Consider the following 16834-nt stretch of genomic DNA (forward strand, 5'->3'; position numbering starts at 1 on the left):
GGACTGCCACTGCCTGTACGGCCGCAGCGCGCGCATTAGAGAAGAACGCCATGAGTTTCCAGGTTCTCACCCAACAACAACACCAAGCTCCAACCGCAGGCGATACCAGTGTCATCGCCATTGCCAATGATGTCGATGCGCTGGACGTCCCGCTCGAAGGCGTCAGCCGCATCGACCTGGACTTTCCAACTTTTACCGATGGCCGCGCGTTTAGCCAAGCCTATTTGCTGCGCCGCCGCCGCCGCTTCACCGGCGATATTCGCGCCGTTGGCGATGTGCTGATTGACCAACTGCTGCAAATGGAACGCAGCGGCTTTTCAACAGCGGTGCTCAAAGAAGGCGTGGACATTGCTGATGCACAGCGCCAGCTCGAGCGCTTCTCACAAGGCTTCTACCAAGCAGATGCGGTCAATCGCAAGCCGCACTTTCTGCAAACCCCATCTGCAGCAGGAGAGCGCGCATGAGCAAGCTCCAAGCACTGGATCTGGCCAAAATCAACCAGGACTTGGGCCGTGATGCACAAGGCCTGGTCGACTGGGCCATTGGTCTGGGTCAAACCGCGATTGTCACGACCAACTTCCGCCCGTTTGAAGCGGTGATCCTGCACATGGTCAGCCGCGCCCAGCCTGATGTACAAGTGGTCTGGATGGACAACGGCTACAACACAGAAGCGACCTACCGCTATGCCGACGAAGTGACCAAGCAACTGGGCTTGAATCTGCGTATCTACCTGCCGTCGCGCTCGCGTGCACACCGCGAAGCAGTGGAAGGCCCGGCCCCTGCACTGGATGATCCGCGCCACGCCGCATTCACCCAAGAGGTCAAGTTAGAGCCGTTTGCCCGCGCCCTGCGCGAGACCGCACCCACAGTCTGGTTCACCGCTTTGCGCGCCACCGACTCGGCCGTGCGTGCGCAGATGGAGCCTGTCAGCATCAACCCCGACGGCTTGATCAAAGTCGCGCCCCTGCTGCACTGGTCCTCCAAAGAGCTGCATGAATACTGCCAACAGCACGGCCTGCCAAATAATTTTGACTATGCCGATCCGACCAAGGGCCAAGAGCAGCGCGAATGCGGCCTGCACCTGAGCCACTGAAGTCCTCCAGCGATAGAGATATCCATGAATGCACCTACCCAAGTAGCCCTGATCGAATCGGCGCTGCGCACCCCGATCACGCAACAACTCAGCAATAGCCACCTGGATGCGCTGGAAGAAGAGACGATCTTCATCCTGCGTGAAGTGGCCGCCAGTTTTGAGCGCCCGGCTTTGCTGTTCTCTGGAGGCAAGGACTCACTGGTCATGCTCAAGTGCGCCGAAAAAGCCTTTGGCGCAGGTCGCATTCCCTACCCGCTGCTGATGATCGACACAGGCCACAACTTCCCCGAAGTGACCGAGTTTCGTGACCGCCGCGCCAAAGAGCTGGGCGCGCAACTGATCGTGCGCAGCGTCGAAGATTCGATGGCGCGTGGCACCGTGCGCCTGGCCCATCCGGGCGAGAGCCGCAACGTTCACCAGTCCGTGACCTTGCTCGAAGCGATTGAGGAATTTCGCTTTGACGCGCTGATTGGCGGCGCACGCCGTGACGAAGAAAAAGCACGTGCCAAAGAACGCATCTTCAGCCACCGCGACAGCTTTGGCCAATGGCAGCCCAAGGCACAACGTCCGGAGCTGTGGACACTGTTCAACACCCGCCTGAACCAGGGCGAGCACTTCCGTGTATTCCCAATCAGCAACTGGACCGAACTGGATGTCTGGCAATACATCGACCGAGAAGGGATTGAGCTGCCAAGCCTGTACTACGCCCACCAGCGCCCAATTGTCGAGCGCAAGGGCTTGCTGGTGCCGGTGACAGCACTGACCCCAGCCAAAGAAGGCGAGCAAGTAGAGCAGCGCGAAGTGCGTTTTCGCACCGTGGGCGATATCACCTGCACTTGCCCAGTGGCCAGCTCGGCGGCATCGGCCGCCGACATCGTGGCGGAAACCCTGTCGGTGACCGTGAGTGAACGCGGCGCAACCCGCATGGATGACAAAACCAGCGAAGCGTCGATGGAAAAACGCAAGCGCGACGGCTATTTCTGACCTCGCAGGCCAGTGCAGCGCAGGCTGCACTGTTTGATTCAATTGCATTGGTGGCAGCGCAGGTGTTCGAGCCAGGCTGCCCATGAGTTTCAAGCTATGAGTACCACCCTACACAACGCCTTGCGCTTTATCACTTGCGGCAGCGTCGACGACGGCAAATCCACCCTGATTGGCCGCTTGCTGGTTGACAGCAAAAGCGTGCTGCAAGACCAGCTCGCCGGCGTCACCAAGCACGGCGCCAGCAGCCAAGAAGCCATCGACCTGGCCCAGCTGACCGACGGCCTGGCCGCTGAGCGCGAGCAAGGCATCACCATCGATGTGGCCTGGCGCTATTTCTCTACCGCCCAACGCAAATTCATCATTGGCGATGCACCTGGCCACGAGCAGTACACACGCAATATGGTGACCGCCGCCAGCAATGCCGATGCTGCCGTGGTGCTGGTCGATGCGACCAAGCTCGACTGGCAAAACCCGCAGCTGTCGCTGCTGCCGCAAACCAAGCGTCACAGCCTGCTGGTGCATTTGCTGCGCGTGCCTTCACTGATTTTTGCCGTCAACAAGCTCGATGCGGTCGCCGATCCGGCGCTGGCATTTGCCAATATCCAGGCGGCCTTACAGCGCTTTGCTAAAGCGGAGCACCTGACTGCTGCAGCCATCGTGCCAATCTCGGCGCTCAAAGGCTACAACGTGGTCAGCACCGAGCCTGGTTTTGCCGGCTACAGTGGCCCAGCGCTTTTGCCGCTGCTCGAAAGCCTGCCAGCCACACCGCCAGATACGGGACTGCCATTGGCGTTTCCAGTGCAATGGGTCGAGAAATTCTCCTCGTCTGCCGACACCAGCAAAAGCCGCCGTGTGTTCTGGGGCCGCGTGGCTACGGGCCAGATTGAAGCCGGCCAACAAGTGCGCATTTTCCCAGCCAACCGCACCGCCCGCGTTGTGGAAGTGCTAGACCATGTGCGGGCCCCGCATGCAGTCTCTGCAGGCGACAGCGCAGGTGTGTTACTGGACCAGGAAGTGGATATCTCTCGTGGTGACTGGTTGCTCGCTGAAGCCAGCGCAGCCGCACCAGCCAACCAAGCGACTGGCGATTTTGACAATTTTGATGCGCCAGTGGGCACGCACTATGCGTGGCCTGGCCAGCGTGAAATCACCGCAACAATTGCCTGGATGGACGATGAGCCTGCCGCCGTGGGCCGTGTCTACTGGACCTTGCATGGCCACCGCTGGGTCAAGGCCAAAATTCGCCGCATCGTGCAGCAGCTCAATATCCACACGCTGCAGCGCGAAGCCGCTGAGCAACTCGAACCCAATGCGATTGGCACCGTCGAGCTGGTCTTGCAAGAGGCCATACCAGCGGCTCCGTATAGCCAAAGCCGCAGCTTGGGCGCGCTGATTCTTGTCGACACCGCCAGCCATAAAACCGCAGCTGCCGTACTGGTGAACGACTAAGACTGCCATAATTGACGCAGCCGCGTTAAAATATGGGATTTCCCCGCGCTTCACAACCATTACAACATTTTTTGCCGAGCCTGTTATGACACACGTCGTCACCGAAAACTGTATCAAATGCAAATACACCGATTGCGTCGATGTGTGTCCTGTTGACTGCTTCAAAGAAGGTCCCAACTTCTTGTTCATCGACCCCGATGAGTGCATCGACTGCGCCGTTTGCGTGCCTGAATGCCCTGCAGAGGCCATTTTTGCGGAAGAGGATGTGCCTGCTGATCAACAAGAATTCATTCAGATCAATATCGAGATGAATGAAAGTGGCAAGTTCAAAAACATCACCAAGCGCAAACCAGCAATGGCAGATGCCGATGAATGGAATGGCAAAGCCGACAAGCTGCAATACCTGGAGCGTTGATCGCCTACAGGACTGCCGCATCTCTTAGAGCGTGTTTACGATCTTAAGTCCCATGCACCATTCAAACAGCCCCGACGCCAGCATCCCCGACTTCACCACTGATGTCGTCGTAGTCGGCGCTGGTCCTGCAGGGCTGTTTCAGCTGTTCCAGCTCGGTTTGCAAGGCCTTGCGTGCCACGTGCTTGAAGCCCTGCCCCACCCTGGCGGGCAATGCAGCCAGTTATATGCAGACAAGCCGATATACGACATACCGGCTCTCTTGCGTGTCACAGGCCATGAGCTCAGTGAGCAATTGCACCAGCAACTGGCACCTTTTGCCATCCATTGGCACTGGGGCCAAACGCTGGAAGCCATCGAAGAAGATGGCGCAGGCCACTGGCTGGTACACACCAGCCAGGGCCATGCCATTGCCTGCAAAGCCGTGGTGCTGGCCTTGGGTGTAGGCGCCTTTGTGGCGCGCAAGCCCAAGCTCGAGCATCTGGATGCACTGCTGGCTGAAGGCCGCCAAGCCTTTTTGCAATCGCATGACCGCCAAGCTGCCGTTGCAGGCCAGCAGGTGGTTGTGTTTGGCGGCGATGAAGCGGCCGTTGCGAAAGCGATCGAATTGGCGCAATCAGGTGCCGCACTGGCGCCAGCGCGCGTGAGCCTGCTGCACCGGCGTGATGTATTCAAAGCAGACGAAACAGCGCTGGCGCAATTGAACGCTTTGCGCGAGCAAGGCCGCATCCAGGTGGAAATTGGCCAGTTGCAAGCACTGAATTTGCACCGCGAAACAGCCTTGCAGTCACTGCACATTCTCAGCCCCGATGGGCAAAGCCAGACTGTGCCCGCTGATGTGCTGCTGGTCTACCAGGGCATTTCCCCCAAGCTTGGCGCATTGGCCGATTGGCAATTGGCGCTGGAAGCCAAGCACATTCTGGTCAATCCCGCGACTCAGGCAACGAATAGACCAGGCATTTATGCAGTCGGTGATATCGCCAGCTATCCTGGCAAGCGCAAGCTGATCGCCAGCGCGTTTCATGAGGCCATCATGGCTGCATTTGCAATTGCCGAGCAGCTCCAAGGCAAAAGCCCGCTGACTTTGTACACCACCACCCATACCGTGCTGCTTGAGCGCTTGGGTCAAGAGCCTGTCGCCAAAGCATAGACTCCTTCTGCACTGCGCATCAGGCATCAGGCACCAAGCACAGGCCAACAAAAAAACCATGCTGTGAAGACATGGTTTTTTTGTTGGTGATGACAAGCGGCGGTTGAGGCCGCTACTCCCCCCCCCTTGCGCCAGGCGCTGACCTATTAAAACGCTGGTGCAATCGCACCTTTGTATTTGCTGGCAATGAAATCACGCACTTTGTCAGTGCGCAAGGCGTCCGTCAGCTTTTGGATGCTTTCGTCATTGGCACGGTCAGCACGCGCCGCGATGATGTTGACGTATGGCGAGTCATTGCCCTCGATCAACAAGGCATCTTTGGTTGGCACCAAACCGGCTTCCAGCGCGTAGTTGGTGTTGATCAAAGCCAGATCGACATCGTCCAGTGCGCGCGGCAGCATGGCTGCTTCAAGTTCACGGAACTGCAGTTTCTTAGGATTCTCGGCAATATCAGCAGCCGTAGCGCTGATATTGCTTGGGTCCTTGAGTTTGATCACGCCACTCTTGTCCAACAGCAGCAAAGCGCGGCCAGAATTGGTTGCATCATTGGGAATGGCCACAATCGCGCCTTCTTTCAGGTCAGCAATGGCTTTGATTTTTTTGGAATAAGCACCAAACGGCTCGACATGGATCGCGCCATTGGGCACGGCGACGATATTGGTTTTACGGTCTTTGTTGAAATTGCTCAAGTAAGGCTGGTGTTGGAAGAAGTTGGCATCCAATTGTTTTTCTTCCACGGCAGTGTTGGGCAGTACATAATCGGTGAACTCTTTGACTTCCAGATCAATGCCCTGGGCTTTGAGCTCAGGCTTGACCAATTCCAGCAACTCCGCGTGCGGCACTGGCGAGGCGCCAACCACCAATTTGGTTTGTGCATGGGCACCAAAAGCAAGGGCCATAGCGGCCACAAAAGGAAGCAGTTTCTTAATCATTGAATTACCTCAATTGGCTAGAACATCACAGGAAGCGGCAACAAGTGTTTGCGGCCTTGTTGCCCTGGCATACTGCTGGGCAGCTTGCCAACCGCTTCGTATTCTCAATACATGCACAAAGGCCTGCAATACGCATGGGCAGCGATTGTAAAAGCAGTTCCACATTCCATTTAATAATATTATTTTCTTATTAAATAAAGAAACAAGTATATAAAAAAGTGCGCCATTCGTGTGCGCGAAAGCAACAAATTAAACTATTTTTTGAATTTATTGGTAGCGTCGCTAAAATATTAGGTTTATTTAAATTTTGCTGAAGACCCAGCACTGAAGCCGACTTGGCGCCGACTTGCAAGGCATTCATTGAATGTGAGTAGGCCAACTACCAGTCATCCTTTTTGTAAGCCCCTCACTACCATGGCAAAAGAAGAACTCATTGAAATGCAAGGCTCGGTCAAAGAAGTCTTGCCTGATTCACGTTTTCGCGTCGTTTTGGAAAACGGCCACGAGCTGATCGCTTATACAGGCGGCAAAATGCGCAAACACCATATCCGTATTCTGGCTGGTGACAAAGTGACTCTTGAGATGTCGCCTTACGACTTGAGCAAAGGCCGGATCATCTTCCGCCACTTGCCAGGCCGTGGCCCAGCAGCGGCAGCGTAAGCGGTCTGACGGACTGCGGCTTGCTGTGCGGTTGCACCTCACTGCAATAATAGAGACCACACAAAGGATGGACGCCTTGTTTGCAGTGCGCAGACAAGGCGTTATTCGATGGGCTTTTGCGGTCTGGGCATGCGGCCCATCAGGTAAAACTCAGGGTTGGGCGCAAAGCCGGCGGCATTGGCAATGCGGTTGGACATGCCAAAAAATGCCGTGATCGAGATGATGTCCCAAATGTCTTCATCGTCAAAACCATGCGGATACAAGCGCTCAAAGTCGGCCTCTTCAATGGCATGCGATTGGCTGCTGACCTTCATGGCAAAATCCAGCATCGCCTTTTGGCGTGGATCGATACTGGCTTTACGGTAATTGATCGCGATCTGATCGGCGATGCGCGGTTTTTTCTCATAGATCCGCAGCAGTGCGCCATGGGCGACCACACAGTACAGACAATGGTTGGCCGCACTGGTGGCAGTCACGATCATCTCGCGCTCGCCTTTGCTGAGGGAACTGTCCGCCCGCTCCATCAAGGCATCGTGGTAGGCAAAAAAAGCCCGCCATTCGGCAGGACGCCGCGCAAAAGCCAAAAACACATTGGGCACAAAGCCACTTTTTTCCTGAATCAGCACAATCCGCTCTTTGATGTCTGCCGGTACGTCTTGCAGCTCCATCAAGGGGTAGCGTTTGCTCATAAGTGCCTCCATATAGTTTTATCGTTGAGAAACCATTTCAACGAGATAATACAGGCCTTGGTAGAGCGCCATCAGAGGCTTTTTACCAATGCGTGCGAGGATCTACAACAACACCGTCAAACGCAGCCCCGTTTGCAATGAAGCGCCGCAACAGTGAAGGTGCAGGCTATGCCAAGTGCGATGGGCAGCAGGCCAGTGGCCAACTACCTGCCTCCCGCACTTGTGCAATGCACTGCTGTGTGTATTTTTGGCGCGCTTGATGTCCGCCTGCGTTGACTGCATTCTTGCACTGCAGATGCATTCGCTTTTTGTCTCTCACCATGCCCACTTTGCCACAACCGGAACATGAATCGATTGAGCTGACCCAGCTTGAAAAGCCCATTACAGCCCGCCTGCAACTGCGCGCCATTACCAAAAGGTATCCGGGCGTAGTGGCCAACGATGGCATTGACCTGTGCGTTGAGCGCGGCCAAATCCACGCCATCCTGGGTGAGAACGGTGCGGGCAAATCGACGCTGATGAAAATCATCTACGGCGCAGTCACCCCCGATGAGGGCAGTATCACCTTTGACGGTGAGCCAGTAGTGATCCGCTCACCGCACCAAGCCAGGCAGTTGGGCATCTCGATGGTGTTCCAGCATTTCAACCTGTTTGACTCGCTGACAGTGGCTGAAAACATCTGGCTAGGCCAAGACAAGAACATGAGTCGCGAGTTGCTGGGCGTGCACCTGGATGAGGCCTCGGCATTATTTGGGCTGAATATCGAGCCAGACCGGCCTATGCACACCTTGAGCGTGGGGGAGCGGCAAAAAGTCGAAATCCTGCGCAGCCTGGTCACGCGCCCGAAGTTGCTGATTCTCGATGAACCCACCTCGGTGCTGACACCACAAGCGGTGCAAAGCCTGTTTGCGGTGCTGCAGCGCCTGGCGCAATCGGGCTGCAGCATTCTCTACATCAGCCACAAGCTGCATGAGATCCGCCAGCTCTGCGATAGCTGCACGGTGATTCGCCAAGGCAAGGTCCAAGGCGTGATCAATCCACGCGAGCACAGCGATGCCTCGCTGGCTCGGCTGATGATTGGCGTTGAGCCCCCCGCGATCCCAGAGCACGTGGCCAAGCCCGGTGCGATGGCGCTGCAGGTCAAACAACTGAACCTGCCCAAATCCCACACCTACGGCATGGACCTGCAGGACATCAACCTGCATGTGCGTGCCGGTGAAGTCGTCGGCATTGCTGGCATCTCCGGCAATGGCCAGAATGAGCTGCTGCATGCCTTATCAGGCGAAGACACGCGCGCCAGCAACGACAGCATTGTGTTGCTCGATCAAGCTGCGGGCCAAAAGAACACCGAACAACGCCGGCGCGAATTCGATTTGCACTTTGTGCCCGAAGAGCGCCTTGGCCGCGCCACCGTGCCCAGCATGTCGCTGGCGCACAACCTGCTATTGACCCGGCCGCTGAGCACCGGGCCGCTGGGCTGGGTCAGCCCAGCCAAGCTGCGCGACAAAGCCAGCGATCTGATCAGGCGATTCAACGTCAAAGCCGCTGGTAGCCACGCCCCCGCACGTTCGCTGTCAGGGGGCAATTTGCAAAAATTCATCATGGGCCGCGAGATGGATGCAGCGCCCAAAATCTTCATTGTCTCGCAGCCAACCTGGGGGGTAGATGTTGGCGCCTCAGCGCAGATTCGCGCTCAGATGCTGCAATTGGCCGAGCAAGGCTGCGCCGTGCTGGTTGTCAGCGAAGAGATCGAAGAACTGTTCGAGCTGTGTGACCGCCTGTATGTGATCTCCAATGGCCGTTTGTCTCCGTCCCTGCCGCTCGAAGAGGCCTCGATAGAGCGCGTCGGACTCTGGATGAGCGGCTTGTGGGAAGGCGCTGAGACAGCGCAGTCGCACCCCCTCCCAGCCATGGCCACGCTGGTGTAGCCGCCACTTGCTGCCCTTTTTTCGAATCTCCCGTATTGCTTGCCTATCCGATGAAAATCATTCTTGAAGCCAGACCAGCGCCCTCGCGCGCATGGTCATATCTATCGCCGCTGCTGGCACTGCTGGTCACCGTGCTGGCCGGCGTCATCATTTTCGCGCTGTCTGGCAAATCCCCGCTGCAAGGCATATCGGTGTTCTTCTGGGAGCCGATCAAAAGCGCCTATGCCTGGGGCGAAATTGCCGTCAAAGCCACACCCTTGCTACTGATCGCTTTGGGCTTGGGCCTGTGTTTTCGCTCGAATATCTGGAATATTGGCGCTGAAGGGCAGTTTGTTTTAGGCGCAATCGCCGCCGGCTGGGTCGCCCTGCAAGCCGGGCCGGATACGGGGGCCTGGATCGTGGCGGCCGTTTTGCTGGCTGGTTGCCTGGGCGGCATGGTCTGGGCCTCGATTGTGGCCTTGCTGCGCGACCGCTTCAACACCAACGAAATCCTGGTCAGTTTGATGCTGGTCTACGTGGCCATCCAGTTGCTGGCTTTCCTGGTCTACGGGCCATGGAAAGACCCGGCTGGCTACAACTTCCCGCGGACCGCCTCGTTTGACGTCAGCACCCAATTGCCGCGCCTGATGGCCTCCTCGCGTGCCAACTGGGGCGTATTCCTGGCCTTGCTGGCCTGCGCTCTGATGTGGATCTTCATGTTCCGCACCAAGGCCGGCTTTGCCCAGCAAGTGGGGGGGCTGGCGCCCAAAGCCGCCCGCTATGCCGGTTTTTCTGCCCGCAAAACACTGTGGCTGGCCTTGCTGAGCTCAGGCGCTCTGGCTGGCCTTGCCGGTGCATTGGAGGTCATTGGCCCGGTCGGCCAGCTCAACGCCCATGTGCCGGTTGGCTATGGATTCACAGCCATCATCGTGGCCTTTGTCGGGCGCTTGCACCCGATAGGCATGGTGTTCTCAACCATTTTGCTGTCGATGTTTGTGATTGGCGGCGAGCTCTCGCAATCCCAGCTCGGCCTGCCCAAATCGCTCTCCAGCGTCTTCCAGGGCTTACTGCTGTTTAACCTCCTGGCTTGTGACACGCTGGTCAACTACCGCATTCGCCTCAAAACGTCTGCCAAATCGTCGCCCTCGCCAGTTGCGGCAACCAAACAAGGAGTGGCGTAATGGAGTTACTGATTGCAGCCACTCTGAGCGCAGGCACGGTCATTGCATTGGCTGGCCTCGGTTTGCTGATCAATGAAAAAATTGGCGTAGTCAACCTGGGCGCCGAAGGCATGATGCTGTGTGCGGCTATTGCAGGTTACGCCACCGTGGTCCATACCGGCAGCTATTCGCTGGGCCTGCTCGCGGGCCTTGCCGCAGGCGCGGTACTGGCGTTTGTGTTTGGCCTCTTGGTGATTTTCCTGCACACCAACCAGTACGCCAGCGGCCTGGCCTTGAGTATTTTTGGCGTTGGTTTCTCGGCCTTCATGGGGGTCGACTATGTGCAGGCCAGCATTCCCAGCACGCCCAAGTTCAGCATTCCCGTGCTGGCCGACCTGCCCTTTATTGGGCCTGCGCTGTTTCGCCAGAACCTGATGGTGTATGCGACGATCGCACTGGCCATCTTTCTCACTTGGTTTTATGGCCGCACCCGCGCCGGCTTGCTGCTGCGCTCGATTGGCGAATCACCCGAGTCGGCCCATGCGCTGGGCTACCCGGTGCGCATGATCCGCCTGGTCTGCGTGACCATTGGCGGCGCCTTATGCGGTTTGGCAGGTGCCTACCTGGCCACTATTTACAGCTCCTTGTGGGCTGAAGGCATGGTCGCTGGTCGCGGCTGGATTGCCCTGGCCCTGACGGCTTTTGCCACCTGGCGCCCGGCTCGGGTACTGCTTGGCGCTTATTTGTTTGGTGGCATGACCATGCTGCAATTCAGCATGCAGGCCAGTGGCGTACAAATCCCAAGCCAGTTGCTGAGCATGCTGCCCTACTTGGCTACCATCGTGGTGCTGGTGCTGATCTCGCGCAACCCGGCCTGGATTCGCACCAATATGCCGGCTTCATTGGGCAAGCCGTTCTCGCCGAGCAGCTAAACAGCTGACAGGTTTGGCCTCGCTATTTTTTCTTTGATTCATTGGAGTAACTTTCATGAGCGTCTCGACTCACTCTGTCATTCGGCCTTTTGCGCTGGCGGCCTTGTTTGCGGCCACTTTAAGCGCTTGCGGCAAACAGGAAACACCGGCCCCAAGTCCAGCACCTGCACCAGCAGCTGCCCCTGCCGCGGCTGGTGCCACACCGAGCACACCCGCGCCGGCAGCGACCAGCTCCGACAGCAGTGCAGACAAAGCAGCTGAGGGCCAGCCACTGAAGATCGCGTTTGCCTACATCGGCCCAGTGGGCGATGGCGGCTGGACCTTCTCACACGACAACGGTCGCAAAGCGATGATCGATGCTTTGGGTGACAAGGTGCAAACCAAATTTGTCGAAAGCGTGCCTGAGTCAGCCGATGCCGAACGCGTGCTGCGTGGCTTTGCCGCCGAGGGCAATGACATCGTATTTGGCACGACCTTTGGCTATATGGACTACATGGACCGTCTGTCCAAAGAATTCCCGAATGTGAAATTCGAGCACGCGACTGGCTACAAAAACGGCAGCAACCTGGCCACCTATGACAGCCGCACTTATGAGGGCGCTTATCTGGCCGGCATTATTGCCGGCGGCATGACGCAATCGGACGTGGTTGGCGTGGTCGGCTCAGTGCCAATTCCTGAGGTGATTCGCAACATCAACAGCTTCACGCTGGGCGCACAATCGGTCAACCCCAACGTCACAACCAAAGTCGTCTGGGTCAATGATTGGTTCAATCCACCAAAAGAAACGGAAGCTGCCACCTCGCTGATCAATAGCGGCGCAGACGTGCTGTTCCAAAACACCGACTCGGCTGCTGTGCTGAAAACCGCCCAAGACCAAGGCAAGCGCGCATTTGGCTGGAACTCCGACATGACAGCCTATGGCCCCAATGCCCATTTGGCGTCGGCCATCATCGACTGGAGCCCGTACTACACCAAGATCGCGCAAGACGCGATTGACGGCAAATGGGCCGCTGGCAAAAGCTGGTGGGGCGTGAAAGAAGGTGCCATCGACATCGTCTCCTTGGCCGATGACATTCCGCAAGACCTCAAAGACAAAGTCGCACAAGCCAAACAAGGCCTGCAAGACGGCACACTCAAAATCTGGGAAGGCCCAATCCTGAAGCAAGACGGCACCGAAGCGCTGGCCGCTGGCCAAGTTGCCGACGACCCATTCCTGCTGGGCCTGCAGTTCTACGTCAAAGGCGTGGAAGGCAAAATGCCAGGCGCAAACTAAGCGCAGAGCATGGCTGCGCCCTATGCAAGGGGCGCAGTGCAGCAACACCCACCGCAGTCGGCTTTAAGAGCTCGCTGCGGTTTTTTTGTGCGCCAAGCCACCATTGCGCTAGAAAAGGCGGTAAGTTGGCCTTCTCCACCGAAAACCGGCGATAAATTGTTTAACATGCGCTTGCACACTCAAGGATGACATCGCTGGCTGGCGCGCAAGTGCTGAGCGCCGGCATGCCTAAAGCCGAGCCCCTATCTGCAAGGAAGCAAATGGTTGATAAGAGTCAGTTACCAGGTACTGTTTTTCAACGCATCGAAAAACTCCAGGACCGCTCCCCATTCATCATCGTGATTCTGGCCTGTCTGGTTGGAACGCTCACAGGCCTGATCGGCTCGGCATTCCAACTGGCGATTGCGCGCATCATTGAATGGCGTTTGCATTCCACCAGTCTATTAGGCGACGCGACTGCCGCCAAATACTTGCTGGCGTTTTTGATTCCCGCTGTGATGGGATTTGTTGCTTACTACCTGGTCAAGCAATACGCACCAGAATCGAGCGGATCGGGCATTCCCGAAATTGAGGGCGCTTTGCTGGACCTGCGGCCAGTGCGCTGGGCGCGCGTGCTACCAGTCAAATTTTTTGGCGGCCTGGCTTCGCTGGGCAGCGGCATGGTGCTGGGCCGCGAAGGCCCACTGGTGCAAATGGGCGCCAACCTGGGAAAAATGGTCTCAGACATCAGCCATTACGACAAGCAAAAAACCCAGTATGCGTTGGTCGCGGCCGGCGCAGGTGCGGGAATCACTGCCGCCTTCAATGCGCCATTGGGCGGCATTATTTTCGTCATTGAAGAAATGCGCGAGGAGTTCAAATACTCAGAGGCCTCGATCAAAGCCGTCATTGCCGCCTGCGTTTGTGCCTGTATTGCCTACCAAATGATCATTGGCACAAGCCCTATTTTGTATCTGGGGCAAGCGGCGTTGGCACCGATCAGCAGCCTCTGGATTTGTATCGTCTTAGGTATTTTTCTGGGCATTCTGGGCGTGTTGTCCAACCACTCGATCATTCGCACCCGCCAAGCCTTGGACAAGCTGTATGACAAAAACCGCTGGATTTTCCCCTGCACCGGTTTTGTCATTGCGGGTTTGATTGGCGTCGTCGGCCTGGCCAGCCCCCAATTCACCGGCGGCGGCTTTGCCATCATTCCCGATGTCATAGCCGGCGCCTACGCCTTGTGGCCACTGCTGGTGATCTTGCTGGTGCGGCTGCTCTTGACCGTATTGTCGTTTGGCTCTGGCGCGCCAGGGGGCGTGTTCTCGCCCACGCTGGCCCTGGGCACGGTAGCTGGGGTCAGCTTTGGTTTGCTGATGGACCAGTTGATGCCTGCGCCTGCATTGCCGATGATGACCTACGCCATCTTGGGCATGGCAGGCCTCTTTGCCGCCACAATCCGCGCGCCACTGACCGGCATCGTCATTGTGATTGAGATGACTGGCAGCTATGCACTGATATTGCCGCTGGTGCTGACCTGCCTGGCCTCGACCTTGACTGCACAAACCCTGGGCGGCTTGCCTTTGTACAGCGCGATGCTGGACAACACCTTGGCTAAGCTGGGCATTCAAAGAAAGCACGAAGCCTGATGGACGCAGCTTGAGCAGCTTGCGGCTGATTTACATCGAGTGGATCACGAAGAGAATCACCGGCAAAAACACCAAATAAGCGGCAATCGAAAACGACAGAGATTCGGTGGCAAACAACACATCGATCTCGTATTTTTTAGCCAGAATGACCGTAGTGTTTGGGATTGGCAGCGACACCATCAAGATCGTGATCTTGATCATCTCGACCGGCACCGACAAGGCCATGCCCAGCGCATAGGCCAGTACGGGTGCAAACACAAAGCGGAAGGCGATCACCACCGCGATCTCTCGGCTGAAACGAAAGCCCTTAAAACCGGTGATGTAAATGATCGCGCCAATGACCAGCATCGCCAAGCCCGAGGTCATGCCACTCAAATAAGAAAAGAAGTCCGCAATAAAGTCAGGAATATGCAGGCCTGAGAGCAACACCACGACGCCGACAAAAAAGGCCAGCAAAGGCATATTGAAAATTTCCTTGACCATCTTCGCCACCAACGACTTGCCATCGACAGCTTGGCTGGAATCCTTTTGCAGCAGGTACAAACCCAAGGTCCAATAAATCAGCGTTTGCGACGCATAGGTCATCAGCGCAAACGGCAGGCCATGGCTGCCATAAACCGCCAAAGTGATCGGAATGCCCATCATGATGGTGCTGCTCATCGCGCATACGCCAATGAACAAACCGGTGCGGCCTTTTTCGATGTGCATGATTTTCGCGCCAGCCCAGGCCGCCAGCATCAGGGACAAGATCACCAAGGCCGGCAAAATAATGTTGGGCAGCAGCGCCAAAAACTCTGGCTTGGTGTAATCCTTGCCAATCGACAAGATCAGCGTTGCAGGCAATGCGACATTCAACAGGATTTTGGTCAGGGCACTGTTGCTGGACTCGTCCAGCCACTTGGCCCTGGCCAGGCAAAACCCAAGCCCGACCACCAAAAAGAGCACCAATATATTCAGATAGTCTTGCAGCATGGTTTGATTCCGAATCCATTTCAATAGAGACAAGGCAAACACAGCCCAAAACAGGCAGCCATGCTTTATTGGCCGACAATACGGCACCCAAGCCCACAGCAACGTACAACAACAAAAACTTACATACTCAGCCAGAGTATAGCTGGATAAGAACGGAGCCAGTGGGCATGCCGAGCTTGCCTTACCCCCCCACGCATAGAGCCTGCTCATCATCTCAACGCAGCCGCGTTGAAGCCCCAAAGGCAGCAAGGCACAAAAAAAACGCATTGCGGAGATGGCGAACAGACTCTTAAACAAGCGTGACTGTTTTCACATGGCAACAGCGGTAGTTAAGCGTAAACTGTGCCGAGTTCGTTCAGCCTACATTTCAAGTTGGTGCGCTGTGGCCTTTGTTTTCTCCATCATTTTTCCTGTTTTTGGCTTGGTGCTGGCAGGCTATGGGTGCCGCCGCATGGGCGTACTGGGCCCAGCGTCTGCCACCGAGCTCAACCGCTTTGTCGTCTGGTTGGCCTTGCCTGCCCTGCTGTTCCAAATCATGGCCAAGGCCGACTGGAGCACACTCTACCAGCCGGGCTTTACCGCCGCGTTTGCCGCCTCTGGTTTGGGCCTGTTTGCACTGGTCGTGCTACTGCAGCGCTGGCGCGGCAAATCACTGGCCGACGCCAGCGTTGAAGCCTTGGCTGCCGCTTACCCCAATACCGGCTACATGGGCTTTCCCTTGACGCTGGTCTTATTTGGCAATGAGTCGCTGGTGCCCACAACGATTGCCACGATGCTGGTAGTCTGTGTGATGTTTGGTGTGGCCATTGTGGCCATTGAAGCGGCCAAGCACGCCTTGCACGAAGGCAGTTTTGCACGTGCGTTCCTACGCATTGGCTGGTCGCTGCTGAAAAACCCACTGATTGCCTCGCCACTGCTAGGCATTGCGGTTGCCTGCATGGGCTGGCCAATGCCTGGCAGCATCGACAAATTCCTGTCCTTGCTGGCTGCAGCCGCCAGTCCCTGTGCCTTGGTCAGCCTGGGCTTGTTCCTGGCCAGCCACCGCCCACAGCACGAGGGCACAGCAGCGCAAGCAACCAATGTCAATCGCACTGCCTGGTCCTTGACAGCACTCAAGCTCGTGGCCTTGCCTGCCATCACATGGTGCATGGCCAGCCAGGTATTTGGGCTCTCAGCACTGCACACACAGATGGCGGTGATTCTCTCGGCCCTGCCCACCGGCACTGGGCCGTATATGTTGGCGGATATGTACCAACGGCCCAGCGCGACCACGGCCAGAACCATTTTATTTTCTACCGTGGCCTCGGTTGCAACGATTGCCGCCATCATCCACTGGTTGGCACCAGCCACCGTTACCGCTGCTTGAGCAGGCGCATGTTCTCCACACACACAGTGGAAAAAGCTGTGGACAACTTGCTGCAGAATCAGGGATTGCCCTATGACAGCAGCTGCCCTGCTCAAATATGCGGCAGCCGCTGGCTTTTAGAACGTGTTTACGATCTTTTTGCAGCCGCGCAAGGCACAAAAAAGTGGCCGTGCAACGTGCCCATTGCATCCCATGCGTCTGTATGGGCACAACGGGCAGCGCCGCAA

16 protein-coding genes are annotated in these 16834 nt (G+C 56.8%); 13 read left to right on the forward strand and 3 right to left on the reverse strand.

Going from position 1 to position 16834, the window contains the following annotated elements; genetic code table 11:
- Positions 1 to 50 precede the first annotated feature (50 nt).
- From E8K88_RS11455 to E8K88_RS11480, 6 genes are all read left to right on the forward strand, one after another.
- On the forward strand, positions 51 to 464 hold the full coding sequence (locus E8K88_RS11455) for a DUF934 domain-containing protein (RefSeq protein WP_136406809.1): 414 nt from the start codon (positions 51 to 53) through the stop codon (positions 462 to 464).
- A complete protein-coding gene (locus tag E8K88_RS11460; protein WP_136406810.1) occupies positions 461 to 1093 on the forward strand; it encodes a phosphoadenosine phosphosulfate reductase domain-containing protein in 633 nt (210 codons plus the stop codon). The genes E8K88_RS11455 and E8K88_RS11460 overlap by 4 nt, the downstream gene beginning before the upstream one ends.
- Positions 1094 to 1117: 24 nt before the next feature.
- Positions 1118 to 2077, forward strand: a complete 960-nt coding sequence (gene cysD, locus E8K88_RS11465; protein ID WP_136406811.1) for a sulfate adenylyltransferase subunit CysD — start codon at positions 1118 to 1120, stop codon at positions 2075 to 2077.
- A 96-nt stretch (positions 2078 to 2173) separates the two neighbouring features.
- Entirely contained in the window at positions 2174 to 3526 is a 1353-nt protein-coding gene (locus E8K88_RS11470; RefSeq protein ID WP_136406812.1) for a sulfate adenylyltransferase subunit 1, read from the forward strand.
- 85 nt (positions 3527 to 3611) lie between these two features.
- A complete protein-coding gene (fdxA, locus tag E8K88_RS11475; protein WP_136406813.1) occupies positions 3612 to 3941 on the forward strand; it encodes a ferredoxin FdxA in 330 nt (109 codons plus the stop codon).
- 52 nt (positions 3942 to 3993) lie between these two features.
- A complete protein-coding gene (locus E8K88_RS11480) occupies positions 3994 to 5088 on the forward strand; it encodes an NAD(P)/FAD-dependent oxidoreductase (RefSeq protein ID WP_136406814.1) in 1095 nt (364 codons plus the stop codon).
- A 146-nt stretch (positions 5089 to 5234) separates the two neighbouring features.
- Here E8K88_RS11480 and E8K88_RS11485 read toward each other — a convergent pair whose 3' ends face one another.
- A complete protein-coding gene (locus tag E8K88_RS11485) occupies positions 5235 to 6020 on the reverse strand; it encodes a MetQ/NlpA family ABC transporter substrate-binding protein (protein ID WP_136406815.1) in 786 nt (261 codons plus the stop codon).
- A 414-nt stretch (positions 6021 to 6434) separates the two neighbouring features.
- Between E8K88_RS11485 and infA the strand changes: the two genes are divergently transcribed.
- Positions 6435 to 6680 (forward strand): translation initiation factor IF-1, encoded by a 246-nt coding sequence (gene infA / locus E8K88_RS11490; RefSeq protein ID WP_136406816.1) that lies wholly within the window; start codon positions 6435 to 6437, stop codon positions 6678 to 6680.
- A 101-nt stretch (positions 6681 to 6781) separates the two neighbouring features.
- On the opposite strand, the gene E8K88_RS11495 is transcribed toward infA, so the two are convergent.
- Positions 6782 to 7369, reverse strand: a complete 588-nt coding sequence (locus tag E8K88_RS11495) for a peroxidase-related enzyme (RefSeq protein ID WP_136406817.1) — start codon at positions 7367 to 7369, stop codon at positions 6782 to 6784.
- A gap of 320 nt (positions 7370 to 7689) precedes the next feature.
- Here E8K88_RS11495 and E8K88_RS11500 point away from each other — a divergent pair, with 320 nt between their 5' ends.
- From E8K88_RS11500 to clcA, 5 genes are all read left to right on the forward strand, one after another.
- Positions 7690 to 9297 carry an ABC transporter ATP-binding protein gene (locus E8K88_RS11500; RefSeq protein ID WP_136406818.1) on the forward strand — a complete coding sequence of 536 codons (1608 nt, stop codon included), beginning with the start codon at positions 7690 to 7692 and terminating at the stop codon, positions 9295 to 9297.
- A gap of 50 nt (positions 9298 to 9347) precedes the next feature.
- Complete coding sequence (locus E8K88_RS11505; protein WP_136406819.1) at positions 9348 to 10457, forward strand: ABC transporter permease; 1110 nt, start codon at positions 9348 to 9350, stop codon at positions 10455 to 10457.
- Positions 10457 to 11368, forward strand: a complete 912-nt coding sequence (locus E8K88_RS11510) for an ABC transporter permease (RefSeq protein ID WP_136406820.1) — start codon at positions 10457 to 10459, stop codon at positions 11366 to 11368. Before E8K88_RS11505 ends, E8K88_RS11510 begins: the two co-directional genes overlap by 1 nt.
- Positions 11369 to 11423: 55 nt before the next feature.
- The gene (locus E8K88_RS11515; protein ID WP_136406821.1) at positions 11424 to 12641 is read left to right on the forward strand and encodes a BMP family ABC transporter substrate-binding protein; all 1218 of its coding nucleotides are present in this window, start codon (positions 11424 to 11426) and stop codon (positions 12639 to 12641) included.
- Between the two features lie 260 nt (positions 12642 to 12901).
- On the forward strand, positions 12902 to 14269 hold the full coding sequence (gene clcA, locus E8K88_RS11520; RefSeq protein ID WP_168797314.1) for a H(+)/Cl(-) exchange transporter ClcA: 1368 nt from the start codon (positions 12902 to 12904) through the stop codon (positions 14267 to 14269).
- Between the two features lie 30 nt (positions 14270 to 14299).
- Here the strand turns inward: clcA and E8K88_RS11525 are convergent, their stop codons facing one another.
- The gene (locus E8K88_RS11525; protein WP_168797315.1) at positions 14300 to 15241 is read right to left on the reverse strand and encodes an AEC family transporter; all 942 of its coding nucleotides are present in this window, start codon (positions 15239 to 15241) and stop codon (positions 14300 to 14302) included.
- Positions 15242 to 15623: 382 nt separating this feature from the next.
- On the opposite strand from E8K88_RS11525, the gene E8K88_RS11530 reads away from it, so the two are divergent.
- On the forward strand, positions 15624 to 16607 hold the full coding sequence (locus E8K88_RS11530; protein ID WP_240754484.1) for an AEC family transporter: 984 nt from the start codon (positions 15624 to 15626) through the stop codon (positions 16605 to 16607).
- Positions 16608 to 16834: the final 227 nt, after the last annotated feature.

Origin of the sequence: Lampropedia aestuarii, from assembly GCF_004803635.1 — a bacterium.
Classification (GTDB): Bacteria; Pseudomonadota; Gammaproteobacteria; order Burkholderiales; family Burkholderiaceae_C; genus Lampropedia; species Lampropedia aestuarii.

What these genes read in the sequence shown, in the direction of transcription:
- E8K88_RS11455 (WP_136406809.1), top strand. Translation starts at nt 51, where the DNA reads ATGAGTTTCCAGGTTCTCACCCAACAACAACACCAAGCTCCAACCGCA.
- E8K88_RS11460 (WP_136406810.1), top strand. Translation starts at nt 461, where the DNA reads ATGAGCAAGCTCCAAGCACTGGATCTGGCCAAAATCAACCAGGACTTG.
- cysD (WP_136406811.1), top strand. Translation starts at nt 1,118, where the DNA reads ATGAATGCACCTACCCAAGTAGCCCTGATCGAATCGGCGCTGCGCACC.
- E8K88_RS11470 (WP_136406812.1), top strand. Translation starts at nt 2,174, where the DNA reads ATGAGTACCACCCTACACAACGCCTTGCGCTTTATCACTTGCGGCAGC.
- fdxA (WP_136406813.1), top strand. Translation starts at nt 3,612, where the DNA reads ATGACACACGTCGTCACCGAAAACTGTATCAAATGCAAATACACCGAT.
- E8K88_RS11480 (WP_136406814.1), top strand. Translation starts at nt 3,994, where the DNA reads ATGCACCATTCAAACAGCCCCGACGCCAGCATCCCCGACTTCACCACT.
- E8K88_RS11485 (WP_136406815.1), bottom strand. Translation starts at nt 6,020, where the DNA reads ATGATTAAGAAACTGCTTCCTTTTGTGGCCGCTATGGCCCTTGCTTTT.
- infA (WP_136406816.1), top strand. Translation starts at nt 6,435, where the DNA reads ATGGCAAAAGAAGAACTCATTGAAATGCAAGGCTCGGTCAAAGAAGTC.
- E8K88_RS11495 (WP_136406817.1), bottom strand. Translation starts at nt 7,369, where the DNA reads ATGAGCAAACGCTACCCCTTGATGGAGCTGCAAGACGTACCGGCAGAC.
- E8K88_RS11500 (WP_136406818.1), top strand. Translation starts at nt 7,690, where the DNA reads ATGCCCACTTTGCCACAACCGGAACATGAATCGATTGAGCTGACCCAG.
- E8K88_RS11505 (WP_136406819.1), top strand. Translation starts at nt 9,348, where the DNA reads ATGAAAATCATTCTTGAAGCCAGACCAGCGCCCTCGCGCGCATGGTCA.
- E8K88_RS11510 (WP_136406820.1), top strand. Translation starts at nt 10,457, where the DNA reads ATGGAGTTACTGATTGCAGCCACTCTGAGCGCAGGCACGGTCATTGCA.
- E8K88_RS11515 (WP_136406821.1), top strand. Translation starts at nt 11,424, where the DNA reads ATGAGCGTCTCGACTCACTCTGTCATTCGGCCTTTTGCGCTGGCGGCC.
- clcA (WP_168797314.1), top strand. Translation starts at nt 12,902, where the DNA reads ATGGTTGATAAGAGTCAGTTACCAGGTACTGTTTTTCAACGCATCGAA.
- E8K88_RS11525 (WP_168797315.1), bottom strand. Translation starts at nt 15,241, where the DNA reads ATGCTGCAAGACTATCTGAATATATTGGTGCTCTTTTTGGTGGTCGGG.